This is a genomic window from Acinetobacter sp. CFCC 10889, assembly GCF_003268395.1.
Lineage (GTDB): Bacteria > Pseudomonadota > Gammaproteobacteria > Pseudomonadales > Moraxellaceae > Acinetobacter.
The window spans coordinates 23,307-43,894 of record NZ_LQXQ01000034.1 but is presented as its reverse complement, the minus strand read 5'-3'; the positions used below and the strand labels follow the sequence as shown (position 1 = coordinate 43,894).

The 20,588-nt window shown below is 39.7% G+C and carries 22 protein-coding genes and 1 pseudogene; all 23 read right to left on the bottom strand.

Annotation, left to right across the window (positions count from 1 at the left end; all coding sequences use genetic code 11):
* The coding region (locus tag AVJ19_RS13490; RefSeq protein WP_162626612.1) for a host specificity protein J at positions 1-3,354 on the bottom strand (3,354 nt) is incomplete at its 3' end.
* 55 nt (positions 3,355-3,409) lie between these two features.
* A complete protein-coding gene (locus AVJ19_RS13485; protein WP_111860201.1) occupies positions 3,410-4,003 on the bottom strand; it encodes a tail assembly protein in 594 nt (197 codons plus the stop codon).
* Positions 3,987-4,736, bottom strand: coding sequence for a C40 family peptidase (locus tag AVJ19_RS13480; protein ID WP_111860200.1), 750 nt, complete (start codon positions 4,734-4,736; stop codon positions 3,987-3,989). The genes AVJ19_RS13485 and AVJ19_RS13480 overlap by 17 nt, the downstream gene beginning before the upstream one ends.
* A 3-nt stretch (positions 4,737-4,739) precedes the next feature.
* Entirely contained in the window at positions 4,740-5,549 is an 810-nt protein-coding gene (locus AVJ19_RS13475) for a phage minor tail protein L (RefSeq protein WP_111860199.1), read from the bottom strand.
* A complete protein-coding gene (locus AVJ19_RS13470; protein WP_111860198.1) occupies positions 5,539-6,432 on the bottom strand; it encodes a phage tail protein in 894 nt (297 codons plus the stop codon). The genes AVJ19_RS13475 and AVJ19_RS13470 overlap by 11 nt, the downstream gene beginning before the upstream one ends.
* 52 nt (positions 6,433-6,484) lie before the next feature.
* Positions 6,485-6,829, bottom strand: a complete 345-nt coding sequence (locus AVJ19_RS13465) for a phage tail protein (protein WP_111860197.1) — start codon at positions 6,827-6,829, stop codon at positions 6,485-6,487.
* Positions 6,826-10,521: a hypothetical protein gene (locus AVJ19_RS13460; protein WP_162626611.1), complete on the bottom strand. Its 3,696-nt coding sequence runs from the start codon at positions 10,519-10,521 to the stop codon at positions 6,826-6,828. Before AVJ19_RS13460 ends, AVJ19_RS13465 begins: the two co-directional genes overlap by 4 nt.
* Before the next feature lie 58 nt (positions 10,522-10,579).
* On the bottom strand, positions 10,580-10,963 hold the full coding sequence (locus tag AVJ19_RS13455) for a hypothetical protein (protein WP_111860195.1): 384 nt from the start codon (positions 10,961-10,963) through the stop codon (positions 10,580-10,582).
* A 210-nt stretch (positions 10,964-11,173) separates the two neighbouring features.
* On the bottom strand, positions 11,174-11,647 hold the full coding sequence (locus AVJ19_RS13450) for a phage tail assembly chaperone family protein, TAC (RefSeq protein WP_111860194.1): 474 nt from the start codon (positions 11,645-11,647) through the stop codon (positions 11,174-11,176).
* Between the two features lie 50 nt (positions 11,648-11,697).
* Entirely contained in the window at positions 11,698-12,174 is a 477-nt protein-coding gene (locus AVJ19_RS13445; RefSeq protein WP_111860193.1) for a phage tail tube protein, read from the bottom strand.
* A 98-nt stretch (positions 12,175-12,272) separates the two neighbouring features.
* On the bottom strand, positions 12,273-12,494 hold the full coding sequence (locus tag AVJ19_RS13440) for a hypothetical protein (protein WP_162626610.1): 222 nt from the start codon (positions 12,492-12,494) through the stop codon (positions 12,273-12,275).
* Positions 12,495-12,514: 20 nt separating this feature from the next.
* Entirely contained in the window at positions 12,515-12,868 is a 354-nt protein-coding gene (locus AVJ19_RS13435; RefSeq protein WP_111860191.1) for a DUF3168 domain-containing protein, read from the bottom strand.
* Positions 12,865-13,328: pseudogene (locus tag AVJ19_RS13430) on the bottom strand (HK97-gp10 family putative phage morphogenesis protein). Before AVJ19_RS13430 ends, AVJ19_RS13435 begins: the two are co-directional and overlap by 4 nt.
* A 10-nt stretch (positions 13,329-13,338) precedes the next feature.
* Positions 13,339-13,677 carry a phage head closure protein gene (locus AVJ19_RS13425; protein ID WP_111860190.1) on the bottom strand — a complete coding sequence of 113 codons (339 nt, stop codon included), beginning with the start codon at positions 13,675-13,677 and terminating at the stop codon, positions 13,339-13,341.
* Positions 13,678-13,818: 141 nt separating this feature from the next.
* The gene (locus tag AVJ19_RS13420; protein WP_111860189.1) at positions 13,819-14,106 is read right to left on the bottom strand and encodes a head-tail connector protein; all 288 of its coding nucleotides are present in this window, start codon (positions 14,104-14,106) and stop codon (positions 13,819-13,821) included.
* Positions 14,090-15,358, bottom strand: coding sequence for a phage portal protein (locus tag AVJ19_RS13415; RefSeq protein ID WP_111860188.1), 1,269 nt, complete (start codon positions 15,356-15,358; stop codon positions 14,090-14,092). Before AVJ19_RS13415 ends, AVJ19_RS13420 begins: the two co-directional genes overlap by 17 nt.
* A gap of 4 nt (positions 15,359-15,362) precedes the next feature.
* A complete protein-coding gene (locus tag AVJ19_RS13410) occupies positions 15,363-15,620 on the bottom strand; it encodes a hypothetical protein (RefSeq protein WP_111860187.1) in 258 nt (85 codons plus the stop codon).
* Between the two features lie 58 nt (positions 15,621-15,678).
* On the bottom strand, positions 15,679-17,010 hold the full coding sequence (locus AVJ19_RS13405; RefSeq protein WP_111860186.1) for a phage major capsid protein: 1,332 nt from the start codon (positions 17,008-17,010) through the stop codon (positions 15,679-15,681).
* Positions 17,007-17,624: an HK97 family phage prohead protease gene (locus AVJ19_RS13400; RefSeq protein WP_111860185.1), complete on the bottom strand. Its 618-nt coding sequence runs from the start codon at positions 17,622-17,624 to the stop codon at positions 17,007-17,009. The genes AVJ19_RS13405 and AVJ19_RS13400 overlap by 4 nt, the downstream gene beginning before the upstream one ends.
* A gap of 30 nt (positions 17,625-17,654) precedes the next feature.
* Positions 17,655-17,819, bottom strand: a complete 165-nt coding sequence (locus AVJ19_RS13395; RefSeq protein ID WP_228203366.1) for a hypothetical protein — start codon at positions 17,817-17,819, stop codon at positions 17,655-17,657.
* Entirely contained in the window at positions 17,816-19,507 is a 1,692-nt protein-coding gene (locus AVJ19_RS13390) for a terminase large subunit (protein ID WP_111860184.1), read from the bottom strand. The genes AVJ19_RS13395 and AVJ19_RS13390 overlap by 4 nt, the downstream gene beginning before the upstream one ends.
* Before the next feature lies 1 nt (position 19,508).
* Complete coding sequence (locus AVJ19_RS13385; RefSeq protein WP_111860183.1) at positions 19,509-19,982, bottom strand: hypothetical protein; 474 nt, start codon at positions 19,980-19,982, stop codon at positions 19,509-19,511.
* Positions 19,983-20,265: 283 nt separating this feature from the next.
* A complete protein-coding gene (locus tag AVJ19_RS13380) occupies positions 20,266-20,586 on the bottom strand; it encodes a Gp49 family protein (RefSeq protein ID WP_111860182.1) in 321 nt (106 codons plus the stop codon).
* Positions 20,587-20,588 lie beyond the last annotated feature (2 nt).

Sequence of the window (20,588 nt, the reverse complement as noted above, 5' to 3'; positions counted from 1 at the left end):
GATACGCTGACCAATCGCTGAATCCGCATTGATTCGCGCTGTCGTTTCCGACTGTATTAATGCTGAATTTCCACCAATTTTCGCTACATTAGTATCAATACGCTGACTTAAAGCTGAATCAGCGTCTGCCATTGCAGATTGAATCGACCAAGATGCAGCAATCACACTACTGTCAGCTGTAGGATCTGTTGCATCAGCAGTTGCAGGCATTGTGATTGCATACACAGCATCTGTTTTTGTTGCAGTCGCAGATAATTCACGTGCGACAACTTCAACAGTTTGCTGTACTGCTGCAACAGATGTGTCAGTACTTTTTTTGTAGGTTTCAACAACAGCTAAAATAGCGGTATCACCATCTTTGCGTTCTTGAACCTCAACAGTCAAACCATCTTGTACAGTTTTGACTGCTGCAATTCGATCAATTACTTCGTTATCGACATTACTCGTAACTGTATTAATTGCAGCTTGGCGGTCTTTTGCCTCCTTGTTAATAGCATCTGTTCTTGCCAATGCTTCTGCAGCATCAGCTTTGACTCGTGCTGTCGTTTCAGCAGAAATGGTATCTGTAACAGCGTTGATTGCAATTTGACGATCTTCAGTTTCTTTTTGAATTGCATGAGCTCTTGCCAATGCTTCTGCAGCATCAGCAGCACTACGACCTGCAATTTCTTGCGTCAAACTATCATGGGTATTTTGAATTGCATTGATACGATCTTGAGTTTCTTTATTTAATGCTGCATTTGCTGCATCAACCTCAGACCCAATTTCAGTAATTTTATCAATCAAATTACCAATATCACCATCTAATCCTGCAATTAAATCAATCTTATCGATTTTAGTTGATAGATCTTTATGTAGTTGGCTATCTGTAATTTGCCCTGATAGTGCATCCAAAATATCATCAACTTGTGCTGTTGAAGTACCACTGGTCCAATCTGACCATTCACCTGTATTTCCGATACGATCAATCAAACGCCCACGATACCAAAGCGTAATATTTGCTGCCAAACCTTGAACTTGGGTGTTTGTTGTTGGGTAGGCAAATAAGCCCTGTGTTGAGGCATTTGCACCATTAAATGTGGTTGAGACTTCGATTTCAGTAAATGCTGTATCTAATGCACCAACAGCAGGAAATCCCCACTCAACTTTCATGCCAAACATGGTACCTGTGGCTTTAATGAAAGCTAATTTTGGCGGTGTTCCTGCTTTTCCTTTAAGTTCAGTCAAAGCAGAATAAGTCGGTAAAGAACTGACATCAAAAGCAGAAATTGCTGTGACACGTGCCTGATAACTGCCTGAATAAATACCCTGTACTTCAACTGAGTTATTACCTGTTAATGGTAATTTAATCCACGATCCATCATCTTTACGCCACTCCACCAAGTATTTAACGGCTGCTTGTGCTTGTGGCCATGTGATCAACATCGTTGCAACAGTTAAACCTTGCTGCACCATGTGCTCAGCACTTACAGTAACAGAAGCAACAGGTGCCTGAACTGTTGGTGTGATGATTGTGATCGGACGATCATCAATGACTGCACCGAAGTCAATCGCATCATATTTAGCAGGATTGTATTGCAGTCCTGTGATTGTAAATTGATGTGATTCATCTTGTGTGATCGATACGACACGGAATTTCATCGTTGCTAAATCTTGCGCATCAATGACCCACACATTTTGCGGAGCAGCTGAATCAAATGCAGCAACCACAGTCACCACTCGACCATTGATCGACTGAACGACACGTGCCTGTGCTTTACCATCTTCACCGTTCACAACCAATCGATCACCCGCTTTACACACAACATTGTCACGATCCAATGTGATCTGTCTTAAATCAGTACTGACTTTTGAAATACGTCCGCCATTTGCACGCCCTGCAAAAATCGGATCTGCAATTTCAATCACTTTACCTGGCAACGGAATGTAGCCATCTAAGCCGACTTTAAACGTGACTGTACGCGTCTCATATTGCTCAGATTTTAAAGCCCAAAGTCCTGCGCGTTGTGCTTGTCCTTCTGAGGTACAACCCCATGCCGAAATGTCAGCAATACGAATTCCGAGACGTGAAATTGCAGGTTCATCACGTACAGGAATGTATTCTGTTTTATAGCGATTTTTTGGGTTATCCCATGCCACTTTTGCAACTGTATGTCGATCACGTGCACGTGTGCCAGAGTATTCAAATAAACCATCAATGACGTTTGCAGAAGTGTAGGTAAAATAAGTATCTTGCGGCACATCTGCATCGCAAACAATTGACTTGCCATCCCAATAAATGAATGCACGAAATACACCTGCCATTTTTGATAGTACAGTCCAAGCATCTTCTTGTGATTGCTCATAAACATTCAGTGTAAAACGTGGCTCTTCACCGCCGCTGCCATCAGGTACAAGTTGATCGCAGTACTGCGCAAGGCGATAAATCGACCATTTATCAATCATAGATGAATTGATTCGATCACCCAAAGCATAACGTTTTGTAATACATGCATCGTAAAAATGCCAAGCTGGATTGTTTGTGTAAGCTCGCTTAAATGTGCCGTTCCATAAACCCAAGTATTGTCGGGTTTCAGGGTTGTAGTTGGTTGGCACTAAAATTTCAATACCATCACATTCAACTGCTACTTTTGCAACATTTGAGAATGTTTCAGCATCATATTGCAAACCAAGCAATGCAGTATTGGGATAACGTAACTTAGCATCAATCACTTCAGTGACTGCTTCAACATACATTTTGTCGCTGATAAATTCTGATGTCGCATTTGGTGTGATACGACGTACGCGGATCTGCCAACCCTTAGATGCTTTAGGCAAGTCAATGCGATGCGAACGCTCATAGTTCGCCGATGTTTTATCAGTTACTTGTGTATTTAAAACTTCAGTCCACGTACCCCCATCGGTTTGAACGTCAATCGCATATTGGATCGTAATGCCATTCACATCACCATTTTCTTGATTCTGTTCACGCAATGGTCCCCATTTCAGACGTACACGAACTGCATCCATGTCTAAGTTTGTGAATGCTTTGACCCAAGGTGATGTTGATTTAAGTTCTACCCCAATCGCTGTTTCAGATGAAATATCTGGAAAACCTTCAATGTAGTCTTGGTCATTAGTGCCAAGTCGAGTATCAACCGTAATGTTCTCAAAGTTACTGTTGCCGTTTGCATCATGTAACGGAGTATCATCTAAATAAATCGATTGAAAGCCATGACTTAAACCTTTGATTTTTCCTTCTGATAAACCATATAAAATTTTAATGTAGGTTTTAGATTGTGCTGAATCAGGCGCAACAACAGCCTGTCTTGCTTTTTTTGAACCTGCTTTTTCGCCTTTGATCATTGCGCTCATAATTTTTCCTAAGCAATAAAAAAGGAGCTGAATGCGCCTAAAACTAAAAACTGAATTACATTAAATCTTCAGGATATTGACCTGCTGACACAATAAAGCCGCCGATCTCACGCCGACCACGTAACACCGGGACTGGATTACCCTGAGCGACGGTTGTCACCGCACCACCAAATCCAAAATTGGCTTTATTGCCATCGCTGTTTTGATCTTGTGTATTGTCGACTTTTGGCATCAACATTTGTGCAACACCACCAATCATCATACCAATCCCTGAGCCGATCAATCCCGCACCAACAGAACCCGCAGAACCAAACGACATACCCGTGACTACAATCCCTGCAACGATCATAACTGCACCCAAAATAGTCTGCAAAACCCCATTGTCACCACCTGCACCGATGACACGTGGCACAATCTTAATAACCGATGCGGTTGTATTCATGTCTATTTCTTTTTCAGAAATATTTTGCTTATCTTGAAAAACTGCAAACGCTAAACCACGCTCATGTGCATGTAACATAAACTTTTCAAAGCCGGGTATTTGTACAGATAAAGCACGTACAGCCTCACGTGTATTTGCAACATCAAGCTGAAATTCTTTACCGAATTTCTTGGCTAAGATACCGTACAACTTAATTGTTTTGAGCATGTCGTACCACCTTAACTACACGTTCTTGCCACTGTTGGCCAAAGATTTCACGCACCGATTTGCGTCCGTATGGGTGATGTAAAATTAAAGCTGACCCGATGCACGGCTCCGCCTGCTCAGATTTCAACATACCGTTATCGCCGAGCCAAATTACCGCATGATTCACATGCTCAGTCCGTCCAACTTTGCATAAAAGCACGTCACCATATTGCATATCACTGACTTCAACAAAACCTGCTTTGGAAAAGTTCTCTAAATACAGTGATTCATTTTCTACCGACTCCCACCAACGATCTTGACGCTCAAAATCAATGAGCTGAATACCCAATTCACGCTGATAAAAATCACGCACGATTGAATAACAGTCTTGCCAACCATGATGATAGTTTCGCCCCACAAGCGGTGCCTTATAGCCGAAAGGCTCATAGATCTGAAACTCAAGATCAGGATAAGCACAAATCACCCATGGTTTTTCATGCAATTCTATTTGATGTAAATCAAGATCAGATGCCTGTGCTGAAGCATTGGGATGTGAGTGTACATAGGCTTGAATTTCCCCCACATCTTCAGCTTTGGCTAAGTCTTTATGATGGATTTCAAACTGATGATCATTTTGAGCAATGTTTCGACATGCAATATATTGATCATTCACAATCACGCCACAGCACTCACGCGGGAAACATTCTTCAGCATGAGATCGAATGGCTTTTTTTAGCTTAGCTGTGAGTTTCATACATCACCCCAATAAATTCGCGGCAGGAAAACCACCAAATGGAATCGCTTTGTTTTCACCAAAACGCAGCCGGCATGAAGTAAGCCGACCACTGCATTTGTCTAATGCTGGGTTGTCTGTTATCTCGTCTTTTTCAGTGAACATTGCAACACCTGTGTAACCACATTCTTCACCGCGATAATCCCCCATCATTGCCCAATGGCACATTGATGTAATCTGTCGAACTGGAATGCGTAATCCTTCAAAATCAATGGGGTTTGAAAGCTCAAATGTCACTGCTTGCGGGTTTTCAGAGGTTTTTTGCTCAATATACCAAAGCTGTTCTTTTGCTTCATTTGCAGCAGTTTGATTACCTGAACCAAAGTTTTCAGCATCAAGATACTTTGCAAGTGTTGTGATGACTTTAAGCTTTGTACCCGCAAAATCATTAAATTGCAAACAATATGCAGAGACCGCATTTTGAATACCATTGATATTGTTTGCCATCGAAAGTGTGGGTGCTGAAGCCTTACCATCAGAGCGCATTTCCAAGCCCGATACTTCAAGCGCCATCGGCTCAAAAGTCTGTCCTTGCCAAATGATATTTCTATACCAAACTTTTTCACTGCCTGAGCCAAAAAGCTGATCAGCCGTAGGTTTTGAAGAATCAGCATTAATATTTGCATCAACTGTCGAATAAATTTTTTCCCAATCTGCAAAGGAAATATGCCCATGAAAACGTAAGATGCCAGCACCTAAGGCACTAGCATCTAACTCATAAAGGGTAATCAATCCATCAACATAAAGTTTCTGAAAATCACTATTAAGGCTCATCAATCACCTCTTGTGGCAACTCTTGAAGTCGTAAATCAATCCAACGCCCTTCAGGAATATCTACAGGCTGTGTTAAATCAGCAACAATCGAAGCAGTTTCAATATCAAATTTCTTTTTATAAGTTTTGACTGAAATGTCTTTGTTTTCAAGCTGCTTATAAACCACCGCAACAAGCACATTACCATTGGCATCTTTTGGCATTTCCACATACCAACCTTCTTGTGCAAATCCACTTGACCCCTTAACTAGGTAGTTACCCACACCAAGCTTTTCAAAGACAATCTCTTGCTGCTTCGCTTCATCATTAAGTTCAATTTTTTCAGAAAAAAGCTGAACAATAGGTGAAGCTGCTTTAATAAAGCCATTACTATCCTTGGTTGTATTTGCTGTTGTGTAGCAATCGTAAACTTGACTATATGAACCCGAAACATCGCGAGTCGAAAATGCAAGTCTATTTCCATACGCTCCGACGATAAAACTTCGTGTACCTCTGGCTGAAATATATGAATGTGCTGCATTACCAAACAACAGCCCCCCACCATAACCAAAACCCGATATTAAAATTTCATCTAATGTTGCCCCAAATGATAAGGTTGTTCGCCCTAGACCATATGAGCCAACAGTCATGACATCCCCATCTGATAAACCAGCATTCTTTAATGCTGCTGACCCAAGCCCCAAATTTGTTCTCGCTGCCGCCGCAGTGGTTGCACCCGTACCCCCATTTGCGACAGGAATAGCACTTGGAATCGTGCCATTTGAACCACCTACAGCATTATAAAGTTCTGTAAAATTCGCATTCACATATTGAAATGCTGTACGAGTTGGTGTGCCTGTACCATCGTTCGCTGCTGAACCGACGTTAATTGTTTGTTTTGACATATTTTTCTCACAAAAAAAACCGCCAAAAGGCGGTGATTAAAATTAAAATGAATTAAGGGTGAAAAACTTGATAGAACGTTGTTGAGATTTGCCATAAATCCCCGCCCAAACAAACGGCTTGATATTGCGTATCTGTTTTTACACGAATTTCACCGTCTTTTGGATGATCCCAAAGAAAAGAATCAGCTCCATTGTGATCATCAAAAAAGGCTTCGATCTCTAAAATTTCAGCTTCAGAACCTTTTTTTGAGAAATTCCACTGCCCTTTTTTGTTGTTAATGCCAATTGATACGTGTTGCTCGTAACCATCGCCAAATTTTGACGACAACACATTAAATGTATTTGTCGTGCTATTGCCATCCAACAAAGTACAGTGTGTGAATTTACGGTTGCTCATCGCGCTAATAAACCTCCCTGACGCTTTTCTTGCATAATCACAGAACGTACAGCATTACCAATCATTTGCCCTAACTGCTTTTGATTCGACTGATTTGACTGTGTTGAAACACCTGAGTCTGTCACTTGAACTGAGATATGCACATCACCAGATCCACCACCTTTTGCTAAATAATCTTTCAAATCAGCATTGGTTCGAGAATCAACGACACGCTCACCTCGATCTAGCAGCCAAGTTCCTTCCTTCGGCACACTATCGATACCGTCGTGCGCCATGCCTGCGATAGTTTGTGCTGCAATCATACCGACTGAAGCATAACCAAGCCCTCGAATCGCAGTTGCCATCGGAATCCCCATCACATAACCGCCTTCAGCCATCGCTTTAGTTGCTGCGACTTCGGTATTAATCATAGCTTGAGCTATAGAAATACCTTGATTTACTAAAAACATGGCTTTATATGCTGCGCTCGACTCTCCAGCGGTTTCTTTTACCATCGCAGCCATATCATTAAAGATTGTGCCTGTCCTAGTAAGAAGATCCTGCCAAATTCCCATTTGCATATCATGCTGACTTTGAGCCAAGTCTTTTACTTGCTGATCATACTGAACATCTATCGCGGCTAACGCATCACGATACTCTTTATGAGCATCAATAAGCGCTTGATAACGATCATCTTCTGAATCAAAAGCATCACTTTGTACGATGTTTTGTTCAACAGAAGTTAGATTGTTACGCAGATCTAATTTTGCACTATCACGATTGTTTTTAAGTGACCATGATTCGTACTCACCTGGCGTCATCGTCGCTTTAGCAAAAATGTCGTCAGTGTTACTGCCCAAGCCTAGAATCTGGTCTTGAATAGCTTTAAAACTGTTGATCGCTTCAAATTCTTTCCACTTTTGCGCTTTTCTAAATTGTTGAAGATCATAAGCCAACTGATCATCTACAGCTTCTTTTGCAAGCTGCTTTTGAATATCATTTAACTCTGAACTAAGAACAATGTGAGCCTTATTTAACTCAGCCTCTTTCTTTAATTTTTCATCTTCAGTCCAATTCCACGAATTTAACTGTTGATCTAATTCAAGTTTAGAAAGTCGAGTTTCATTTGCATAACGCTCTTCGATACGCGGAATAAGATGTTGTAAGCCAAGACGTTCAGCTTCCGCAATATCATCAATACGTTTTTGATTTCTAACTACATCAGCACTAGAAAATTGCTCTTTAAACTGCTCCTGATCCTGCTCAAACTTAATATTAGCTTGCACAATACTATCAAGCCCTTTTTGCAATTCCGTGCCATCAACAAAAGAGATAGAACCATTAAATGCAGATTTCCATGCCTCTTGAGCAGATTTACCTGATGCTATAGCTTGAGCATATAATTCACGACTTGCTTTAAGCGCATCTTGAGCTTCTTTAACACTAATCCTTGCTTTATTGTTTGCACTGCCATCATGATAAGACTTACCTGTTACAGGGCTTGCAATTGCGGCAAACTCTTTAGCTGTATCAAGATTTGCACCAAACAAGTCATCAGTTTTACCGCGAATATAATCCTCAATCTTACCTCGCCCTTTTTTTGCTGTAAGCAAGTAGTTTTGAAGAATGCGCTCTTGAACTTCTGCTGTAAATTTTTCTGCCGTTGAAGCAATTCCAGCATCAACTGCTCCACGTAATGTTGAGCCTAACAATTGATACTTACCTGCTGTATTAAATTCCTTTCGCTCTTGAGCTGCAAGAATTTGGCCAATTGTCATTTCTGTTAAATTACGGGTACTTGATTTATAGCCAAACTTTTTACCAAGATTTACAGAATTATACCCTCCCTCACCTTTACCAATCACAGAATCAATCGTTTTAGAATTGACCATCTTTTCACGTATTTTTTGCTGCTCTTTTAAATATTCCGCTGTTTTTCTTTCAGACTCCTCACGCGCTTCAGTCGAAAGTTGTAATTTATAGCCTTGTTCAACAGTCTTCTTTTCTAAATCAGATAAAGTTTTTCCTGTATAGCCTAATCCTGCCTGATCACGGTAATCAGCATAATATTCAGCTTTTTCACGTGACCAACCTGCCTTCATGTTGATATTGATGTAATTTTCACGCTCAAGGTCTCCTTTAACCGTATTCAGTGCTTCACGCTGTTTTTGGGTTAAAGATAGATATGCCTGTGCCTGCAAATTCACACTACTTGCCACTTGATCATGTGATGCAGAAAGTTGTTTATTTTTTGCAGCCAAAGAATCAACAACATTTTGCTGTTTCTGCATTTCAGACTTTGCTCTACCCACAGCACTTGCTTGAGCATCAATTTTAGCTTTTGATTCTTCAGAAACACCGTTTAAGCCATTAATTTTTTGTGCAAATTGCTCAGCTGTTATATCACCCTGTTTGTATTGCATTGCTAAATCATTAGCAGCTTTTACAGCAGTATCACTAGAACCATCAAAGCGCCCCATCGCAACTGTCAAAGAAATCAATTTACTACTAGCATCTTCATAAGATCGACTAAGCTCAGTTAATTTTGCATTTTCAGCACGAACTTGGGTACGTTTTGCAGCATCATCTAAGCGAACATAACTATTAACCAATTCTTGAACTGAAATATTTTGACTATCTAAACTTGGTTTTAAGTCATCACTTTCTTTACGCATATACATAAAAGCAGCACCTGCCGCCACTGCTTGTATCGCTAAAATAGCAATACCCGCAGGCCCACCAACGAGGCTCATCATTGATGCTTTTAATGTTGCTGTCGCTGCTGAAAGCGTAATAGTCTCTCCAGCCATAGCAGCTAACGTCATCTGATATTGCACACCCTGTATAACACCTTGCACAAATTGCACAGACAACATACCCAATTGCACAACTAGACGAGCAGCAATTGCAGCACCTAAAGCCAATGCAACCGCTTTAATTTCATCGAAATTTTCAACCACAAAAGAAATAGCAGGCGCAACATTTTCAACAAGAGCAACCTTCAGCCCTGTCCAATGCTCCATCATCATCATCAGGTTTTTATTGGCTTCACTCAAACCATTGACCACATCTGTTGACATGATAGATCCAGCTGCCAAAGCATTGTCACCAAATCTTTTAAATCCTGCACCACCATTTTCTAAAAGCGGAATTAACTTAGATGAGTCGCTAATGATACCTTCCATATAGAATTTAATATCATTTTTAGTCGCCCCAACTTTTACAAGCGAATCATAAAAAAGTTGCATCGCTTCGGGACCAGAAAGCTTTTGAAATTGCTGAATCGTGACCCCAATCAACGGAGCAATATTTTCAAAGAAGTCAGCAAGTGGACCACCACCTGACTGCTGAAAATCCCCAATTCGGTCTTGCATATCTTTCATTTGATCTGCAAATTGCTCCATCTCAATACCAGCAGATGCAGCACCTTTCGAGAAATACTGAAACTGTGAAACACTAGAATTTGCTAATTTCGCAAAAGCATCAAGCTCATCCGCAGCTTGCATGATGCCAGTAATATATTCATAAACACCTGCCACAGAAGCACCCGCCAACAATGCACCGAATGCTGTCGCTGCTGCACCCGCCAAGCTAAAACCTTCCGCAATATTATCTGTTGCATCAGTTGCAGCATTTTCAGCTTGCTCAAGCGGTGCAATAAACTGACCGATTTGCGTCACTAAATTTAAAGTTAATGTACCTAGTCCTGCCACAACTTTTCTCCAGACATAAAAAAACCGCCAAAAGGCGGTCTTTGTTTCACTATTCAAACTACTTTGACGCATCTACTGCAATTTGCTCATTTTGTTTAGAAGTAACTATTTTAGAATTACAATTGGAATTCCATAAATCAGTAAAAGCAACTCTACCCAACTCATCCCGATATTCTTCTTCAAAATAAGTTTTATCCTGAGTGACAATATATTTTGTGAATCCTGTATATGCACCAAAGCTGTTTTTTGAATTTACTTCACCACACATTTTTTGTTGATTTCTAAATTCAGCAGAATTACCATCTTTCAACAGCGTTCTCACATGTGCTCTTACTTCTAATTCAAGCTTTTCAGTTTCATCAACTAATTTCTCCTCTGGAGATTTAGAACATCCAACAAAAATCAAACCCATAAAAATGCTTGAAATTAATATTTTTTTCATTTCTAGTCCCTCATAAAAGAGACATTAAAATAATCAAATTAGACAAAAAAAGAAACCGATAAAAATCAGCTTCTTATTAATCATCATCAAAATCTAACTCACTGCGCTCACTGTCAGGCTTCTCTTCATGTGTCATTAAGTCATATAAACTGACTTCTTTTACACCTTTGCCCACCAAATATGAATGATGAACTTTCGAAAGTTCTTGCTCTAAGCGTCGTCCGATGTTGAAGCTGCCGTATTTGTGGAAGTAGCTTGTGTATCTTTTGATTTCCGAGATTTTGAGCTTTTTGACTTCGCTGTAGGTTTTACCGATTGCGATTCCGATTTCGATGATAAGTTCGTCGTCGGGGCTAAGCTCGGCTTCTTTCCCAACATGTTGACTTCAACTATTTTTGTCCAAATTGCATCAACCAATGCCTGATTAAATTTAGTTCGAACATCAGTTTCAGTAAAAATTAATTTTCCATTTTCATCACAAATCACAGATGCCAAAATTCCTGCCAAAGCTTCCTTTTTCTCACCATATGCTTTCATCTGCGCAACTGCGGTGTCATAAGAAAACGGCAAAATATAAGTTTCAAAGAATGTTGCTTCACCCTTAAACTTAATTTCAACAGAAATCTGCTCAGGCGCATCCATCAATAAACCAGATTTAATATCTTTTAAACTTAGCTTTTTCATACATCACCAAAAAATATGCCCCGAATATCGGGGCAAGGTTAAAGTTTAGATTAAGGCACGACTGCGATAGTACGCTTTTTACGAACAACAGGTGACACACGTACCAATGTGAATGTGTAGCTTTCCACTGCATCAACTTCAATATCATTTGGTGCAGTTGGGTTAATATATGCTGTGAACTGATTCCAAGAACGACTTGGCGGCAAAGTCACAACACCACCCGCAAGCGTTGGCGCATCTTCCGAATGACCTGAACCGATATACCACACCTTTTTTTCACCTGATTCGGCAAGTTCAAGTAACTGATCATGACTAAGGTTTTCATCATCATAGTTAAGTTCAACAGAACCCTCACCAGGATCACGCATCCCTCGTTCATACTGTTTTGATTTTGCATCTAAACAAGTAATATCGATTTTTGAAAACGAATCTTGACCATAGCCAATTTTCTTTAAACATTTAAAGCGCACGACTTCATCGCCAATCACGACAAAAGCCTGTGTACCCTGAGTTTTCACTACTGCCATTTGTGTAGCTCCTTAAAATTTAGGCAATAAAAAAACCCTGCGGTTGCAGGGTTTCATTTCAAATAACAATATCTATTAATTTGAATATTTCATTTTTTTCATGGCTTCGTATCCAAATCAACAGAAACAGACGAAACGACATATTGTTTAGAATATCCCATCGCTGACACATTCGCTAACGTCACATAAACATCTTTAATTGGAATTTGATTTTCCTTGTGAAACTTTGAAATTTCATCATTGATCACTTGTGCAAGATGCTGCTCAAATGCTTCTTTTTTAGCTTCGATTTCATGCAACATTTTTAAATATTCAGTCATCACAGATACCTTCCAAATAATTAACGATTTAACCATACATTCATCGAAAAACCACGCGCCCAAAGCTTTGTATCTGCTTCATAATGACCAAGCCGGGCATCAATCACATGCTTTTTCTCAAGCACACGACACACTTCAGAACGAATATTTCGTGCAGTCACTTTATATGGATCATAGATCAACACTTGGATTTCAAGATGATCCACTTTTGCGCCACAATCCAAATTGTTTTCAGGCGCTCCCGACACTTCCGTCCAAATTAAATAAGGTGTGGCTGTAGCAGATGGTGCCATGTCTTCAAAAATACGATCAGCAAGCAATGCTTTAACCTGCGCATCTGCTTGCAAAATTTTAAACATCTCAAAATTTTTCATAATGCCGCCAAAGCAGCATCTAGTTGCTGCATAAATGATTCAGTAAATCGACCAATAACAAGTTGAACATTATTGGCCAAAGCAGGACGCATAAATGGCACAGCAGGTATTTTTGAAGTACCAAATTCAATAAAACGCCAGTGTCGAGTATCACCACCACTTAAACCTGCATTACTTACTGAATATTGGTTATAGCTCGCACCACCCTTAATACCTACCCGCATTTTAATACTGTTTTTGTCCTTGGTTTTACCTGGTGACACAGTGATATTTTTGTGAATTTTTTCAGATGAAACAGGATCATCAATAGATTTGCATTATTACGAGCTGCATCACGAACGATATTCATCGCTTGACGACTCGCTTTTCTAACAAATTTTTTGATTTCCTTCTGATTACCAAGTGCCTGAAGCTTCGCCTGAACATCCTCAAGACCCTGTATCTGAAAATGCTCAGCCATGGCCAAACTCCTAACCTGTATTTTCTAGAAACTTACTTAAAGTAAATGTGCAGTACTCGTTGCCACTGTCTGGATCGTCAAGTGGTGGCGAAGTAATGGAATAAATCCGATCTTTAAATAACACACGCATTTCAGTATCTATATCTGTACGATAATTGATTTTCATACGTGCAATAACTTCAGATTGTGCAGCTTGAGCAGCGATCAGATCACGACCTGATAGATGCGTGACTTTGGCAAAAATCTCTGTGAAATCTGTCCACTGCACAGGAATTTCATCATTATTTTCATCACGACCACCGCTTTTACGCTGAATCTTGACTCGATGCCGCAATTCATTTGAGCGCATATGTCACCTATGGTTTTTTGGGTGGTCCAACTTTAACTAAAGGTGGTGGTGGAACGTATTCAGGCTTAGCTTCTTTTCTTGGCTGATAGCCGCCTTGACTACCCTTACAGCAATTACAACATTTACAACACATACATCACCTCAAATACACAAAGGAACGTAATACGGAGTCAGCAAATCTTTCACTGGCTGCGGTAAAAAACCATCATTGGCAGGTGTATTTTTATCTACACCCCGATTTTCATCGAAATAACCGCACATCATCAAAATTGCACGTTGCTGAATTTTATTTTCAGCATCATATTTTGTTAAAACATGATCTTTAACAGCTTGTTCTGCGCTATCTAAAAGCATTTGCAAATCATCACGAATGACATTATCCAAGTCATAGCGCAGATGATAAGCAACATTTTCAACTGTCAGAGGCATCATTCGTCTCCTTGCCTGTATCTGCTTTTGCAAATGGATCTTCTTTTGAATCACGCTTAGCCAACGCTTCAAGTGAATAATTTTGTTGCTGCATATACAAAGAGTCACCACCCTCTTTCGGCTCATAATTCAATGCCAAACGCCCTTCGTTTGGAGTAATCAAAGCACCCTTTACAAGCCCAACGTAATAATTCATTTGTGACATGGAATCCATTCTTAACAAGCCTGAAATATCCAAAAAAGCTTCATAACCTTTTTCTTTCAAACCAAGCCCATCATCTAAACAGTTTTCAATTGCTTCAATTAATGATTGCAAACAACTATTCAAATAGATCCGCTCCATATCTTCAGGCTTTACACCGCTAGGCAAAGAACCAACGCCAACTTTAAATGCAGGAACTTTCATCACAGAACAACAGATTTCAGCAGACCACTTATGTTGTTCAATCATTTGCGCATCAGATGCAGGAATCGACATAGCAACATATTTCATGTCACCACCTAAAACGGCAGTTTTTCCAATATTGTTACCCGAATAGTTATCATTCCATGCTTTCTGAATCTTCTTAGCATCTTCTTCAAGCAATTTACCAGGTGCTGTTAAGATGCCACTTGGGCGACCCATATTATGAAAGAAGCTTGATCCATATTTTTGGATTTCCGTACCTTGCATCGCTGCATTATGAGCAGCTTGAATACGACTAATACCCACCAATGGATGATACAAACAATTTTCACGATCATGAATAATTTCAGAAGCAGGTAAAATAATAGACTCTGTTTGACCCGCAAGCCTATCTATACCGATTCGATAAAAAACACTGCCAAAATCATCAACCAAGGGCGTAACATTATCAGGATTTAAAACGATCAAATGCAGCGGATTGCCGTATGCATCACGACGCTTAAAAACATAAGTATTACCACGTGTAATTTTTGAAATAATCCAACATTCCAAAAACTGTTGCATGGTTTGATATGGATTCGGTTTTTCTAAAAATTTAAGATTTTTGTCTTTAGTTTTAACCCAAATTTGGCCATCTTTCTTTTTTAGATCTAAAGGCAACTTGCCGATATCTTGTGAAATTGTAGAAATACAGGCAAATACAGCATGAAATAAGAGTAAGTCTTCTCGTTTTAGCTCCATATTTCGTTGCCAACCACCTGTAAATGGCTCCATTACATTTCGCCAACCACCACCGTTGACAGGCATCATGGACTTTTTGCGAAATATATTGCTAAAAATACCCATAATTTCACCCTTTATTTAACTTTCTGCCTTTCTTCGCAGTACTTTCAATAGCCTCTGGAACTTCAACAAAAGCACCAAAATCGTCTACAACTGGCGAACCATTTAGATTGAGAAGTAATTCTCTTGTATTGCTTCCTGCATTTTCATCAATAATTTCAACAGCACCCAGTTGAACCAAAATATTCGCCTCAAAATCTGTTAGATCACAGACTTTCCCTGCCCGACCAGAACATAAATCTTTTAAATATTTAACTTTAGGCATGTCGCATATCCTATAAATGCAAAAGCCCCTTTAAAAAAGGGGCTTTTTAAATTAAAAGTTATGCAAACTGCAAATAAGCAGCAGCATGCACACGACGCTTCTTCCAACGAATAAAACGCTCTGCACGAATTGCCATAAGATTTTGCTCAAACAAATTAACCCATGCTGGCGCTTGATCAGTTCCCATATTAATGGTTGCTTCAGTACTGATGGCAAAATCCATCCCACCATCATCAGCAAGTAAAATTTCACCTGGCACAACTAAAACAATTTTATTTGTCACTCCTGCCGAAATCTCAACAGGCAAAGTCATCAATTCTTTTTCACCTTTAATATTCATACTTTCGAAGTACTTGCGCCCAATAGCATCTCGCATATTACTAAGATTTGCCGCACGACTTGCAGACATTACCCAAGAAGCACCTTCCAACGGAATATTATTATCAGTTAAGACCTTAATAACTTTTTCCAAATCTGCTTCAATTGCTGCCGCAGTTACACCAGAACTGTCAATTTTGGTTGAACCATCTAAAACAGATGCTGGACTATCTTCTGATTCAGCTTTTGTAGGGTCAAAGAAATCATTATCAATAAATTCAGCTGTTGATTTAACAAAATCATTCAAAATAATCCCATCAGCTTTGGGTGATGAAAAACGCATTAACTCATCTGAAAGGAGCACAATACCTGCGACTTTGGATTTAGTTAAATTTACAGAACCAAATGTTGGATTAGTTGTAGGTTTACGTTTAGTTTCACCCACCCACCCAACACTTACTGCACCTGTTTGTGCAGGCATTTTCACATTAAAAGGAACTTCACGCATTTGAGGTGCAAGCTTATCAACAGCAGTTTGACCACGCAAAAGCTCAATGAACTCACCTGTCAAATTCTGGAAATCTACAAGTGCAGCACCAAAGTCAGCATTTGTTGTTGTACCAATTAACGCCTTCTGACTAACGGCATTTTTTACAATTTCAGGTGCTTTCCAAGAATCAAGAACTTGAATTGCATTTACAGCACCCTTACTGTGTGCTGCCACTGCCATGGCTTTAACCATTAACGCAAAACCAATACCTTTTGGTAAATTACTTTCAGTTTGCACCACTGGAGGCTTACCTTGTGTTGAATCAAGACCATCTTTTGCAGTATTTCCCGCAACTGGCGTTGTGCCATTTGCCCAAGCTGCTTGAGATTTTTCAATACCTTCCAAACGCTCAAGATTGCCTTTCAAGACTTCAATTTCAGCGTCAAGACCTTTAATTTCAGCTTCAGTTGCTTCATCAGGTGTAACACCTTTAGAAATAGCACCACCTGACTTTTCAATAATCTGATCTTGCTTAGACTTAATATTTGATTTTAATGTTGCAATTTGCTCTGCTAATTTCATACGAGCTTTACTCCAGTTTTGTTTGTATTTACAGCCGCCAGTTTCACAACAAGATGTTTTGATTCAGGCTGAACAGATGTAGGTGCTATGCACGGCAAGGTTTTTTCTTGCTGTGATTGATTTGATTGATTTTTTTGATTGGCTTGGCAGAGTGTTTTAATTCCTGTGATAGATGCTTCTTGATTCGCAGGAATCGTAACAGCCGATAGTTCATACCAATCCCACTTAATAAACTTATAACCCCAAGTACCTTGAATATCCGCAACCTCAAGACCACGAAACCCAATAGAAAGACCACGTACCAAGCCAGTTTTAATACTGTCAAATGCCAATTGCAGCCGCTTTTTTAATTCTTCAGATTCAACTTCATCAGGCTTCGTCAGCTTAAATTTAACGAAAATCCCTTCATCAGTAACATTGGCTTCAATGACTGTTCCAACAGGTTCACTTTTATTGTGTTGCCAAAGAAATGGTACTGGTAAAGTAAATTGTGCTCCTTTCGGCTCAACAACATCATCGACTCGGTCAGGTGTAGGCGTTGTTGCAATACCTTCAAAAACCCATGCATCCTCATCGTATGACTTCACCTCAAGCAAGCTATATGCAAGCTTCATCGCTTAAATACTCCTAAGTTTTAATTCGCTCTAAGCCTGCTTTGAGTGATTCCAACTTTTCACAAGCCAAAAAAATCGCTCATCAATGTGAGCGATTTCTTGATCCGTCTTGCCTGCTGTCGTACAGGCTCCAAAATGCGATTGTTCATATTGGAGATTCTTCATCTCCAACTTAATTTTTTCTTTCTGAGTCATACGAAAAATACCCCATAACTTTGATTTGGCGGCTCTGGATTTAGTGACATTAATGCACCCGCATTCATCGTTGCCATCAGCGGATCAATCTTGCCTCGCCCTGATTCTTGTTTTGTGATCATCAGCGCATTACCTTTCATCACACCTTTCGCATTACCTACACACCAATTCATCATTGGCTGCCCTGCATGCAACAAATCACCTTCAGCAAGTTTCCATTCTAAAGTTTGTGCATAGCCAGATAGTAAATAACCCTGCGGCACCGCGACCATTTTTTCGAAATCAACACCTTCAGCAATCAGACCATCTTGCATTGAAGGCATTCCCAACTTATCCATACCAATTGCATGTTTTTCAGGAAGCTTCCCACTTGCATTCACTCGTTTGATGATTTTCCCCGCTTGAGAAATAGCGTCACCTAAGCTTTTTACAACAACCAAATCCCCATTTTTTTGAAAATCTAGTAATGCGGGTGCAATATCTTTTCGACGTTCTAAAACAATCTCATGCGCCCAAGCTTTATTCCACAAATACCAACGACCACGATCATTTTTATCACGACCAATTACAGCCAAACCAAATAAATCATCAAGACCACCACCATCAAGACCAAAAACAATCACATCACTTAAATCAATGATAGTCTCAATAACAAGCCGATCCTTGTAAGCAGAATCCATCCAAAAATCAGCACCTGCCCAACGATCTGCTCGCTTGTTCATGCCAATTTCAACATTTAAATACTTGGCCAAGAAGATTTGAACTGACTCAGGACCTTGTTCTTTTTTCTGCTCAAACTTATTTAGCAAAAATTTAATATGGGTAGAACGCCCCAAATTCGGATTTGTGACATAAAAATTATCTGGGTTCAAATAAGATTCATCATCAATCATGCTTTGCGGAAATTCATAAATCACAGGCAAACATGATGGGTTATCAATCTCACCATCTCGAACCTTTCTAAAATAATCTAATTTCTTTTTAAAAATTCCAGCAGGCGGTTCATCTGACTGTGTAGATAACCAAATCAAAAAACCTTCAGGAAATGAAGCCATACCACCTGTTGCTTCCTCAAGCATTGCTTCAGCATTGGCACGCTTCCCAAAAATCCACAGCTCATCCACTAAAATAAATGCGCCTTTTTTACCACCAACAGAACCAGTATCTGATGCCACAACAGCTAAAGTTGCTTTAGTTTTTCGATGCGTTACAGTCCGTGTATGTTCAGAGACGCTAAATAATTTTGAAAGCTTAGCATCCTCACGGATCATGTCACGAATCGGTTTAAATGAATTATCTGCAACCTCTTTTGTTGGTGCAATGATAATAAATTCAGCCGAAAAGCGATCATTTAAAATAATTGCAGTGAGCATAATGCCCGCCGCAATGGTTGACTTCGTATTCTTTTTCGAAATCAGTAAGAAGAATTCATTGATTAAACGCTCATTGGTTTCAAAATTATAAGCACCAAAAATTGCACCAACAAAATCAAACACCCACTGCCCTGTGACTTCACCAATTTTTGGCTTACCCGCCACATCAACTAAGGTTAATTTTTTAAAAACTTTTAAAGCAAGTTCGGCTTCATCTGGATACAACGGCTGACATGCAATCAAAGACTCTTTTGCAAGAATCTTTTTTTCCCAATCCGGGCAAGCTGTTGTCCAGATCGGGGACATTGACGACATACTAACTCACTCGCTGTTGATCACGTGCTTTTCGTTGATTACCTGCAGTTGCAAAATCATCATCATTATTTGCAACATCATCAGCCTCATCTTCACGACCTGCTTTCACACCTTTTTCACCAATCTTTCCATGCTCATAGGGCAAAGCTGCCTTTGCTGCCTCAATACGAATCTTACGATCCACACGAGGATTTTTATAAACATGTTGCAAGAACTCCAATGAATTGGTTATATTCTCCATGTCTTTTTCTTCAGCTCTTATAGCTGCTTCACCCAAAGGCATGTGGTCAATTCCCCCACCCCCCTGAAGATTCAAGCTCGCCAGATATGCAACTACTTCGGGATTTGCCTCAAGTTGGCTTCCTCGACTAGCCGCCGACCCCGCAGAATAGCCTGCCAAGATTGCAGCCTCTTTATTTGACTTGCCCTGCATTTTTGCCAAGGCAAAAGCCTTCATCTTTTCAGTCAAAGCCATTTTTACCTCCAAATGACAAAAACATAAGTTATTTATTTGATTTTCAAAAAAGTTTATTTACTTTTAGCTCAAATGGGATTTTTTTTACAAATGAGAGAGGGGGCGGTGTCCGTTTTGATCACTTTGAAAAATTTTTACATACCCCCCACGCCCTTAAAATGCACCAAAGTTGTGCAAATTATTGATTTTATTAAATGTTCCACGAAAATTTAATAAAATCAATAATCTGAATATGTTCCACGAAATTGGTTGATCAACTTACTAGTTAACCAACCAACAAGGTTTAAAACTGTTTATCCAATTCAGTTTGGTATAGTTTTTCTTTCAATAAATAACCTTCTAATTCCCAAATCTTTTCACGCGCATTTTCACGAGCAATTTGATTTCCAATTTCTTGATTAAAATTATCTTTACTTACACATGCGGATTTGCCGTCAACAGTAAAGCCATTCTTCAATGTGAGCTGACAAATTACCGTTCGGCCATCGGGTAAATTGGTGTATGTTTCACCCACAATCACACGATCAATATGAACAGGCGTTAATCGTGGTGCATTTAAACCTTTCGCTTGAATTTCTGATTCAATTTGTTTTTCATTACTCATAA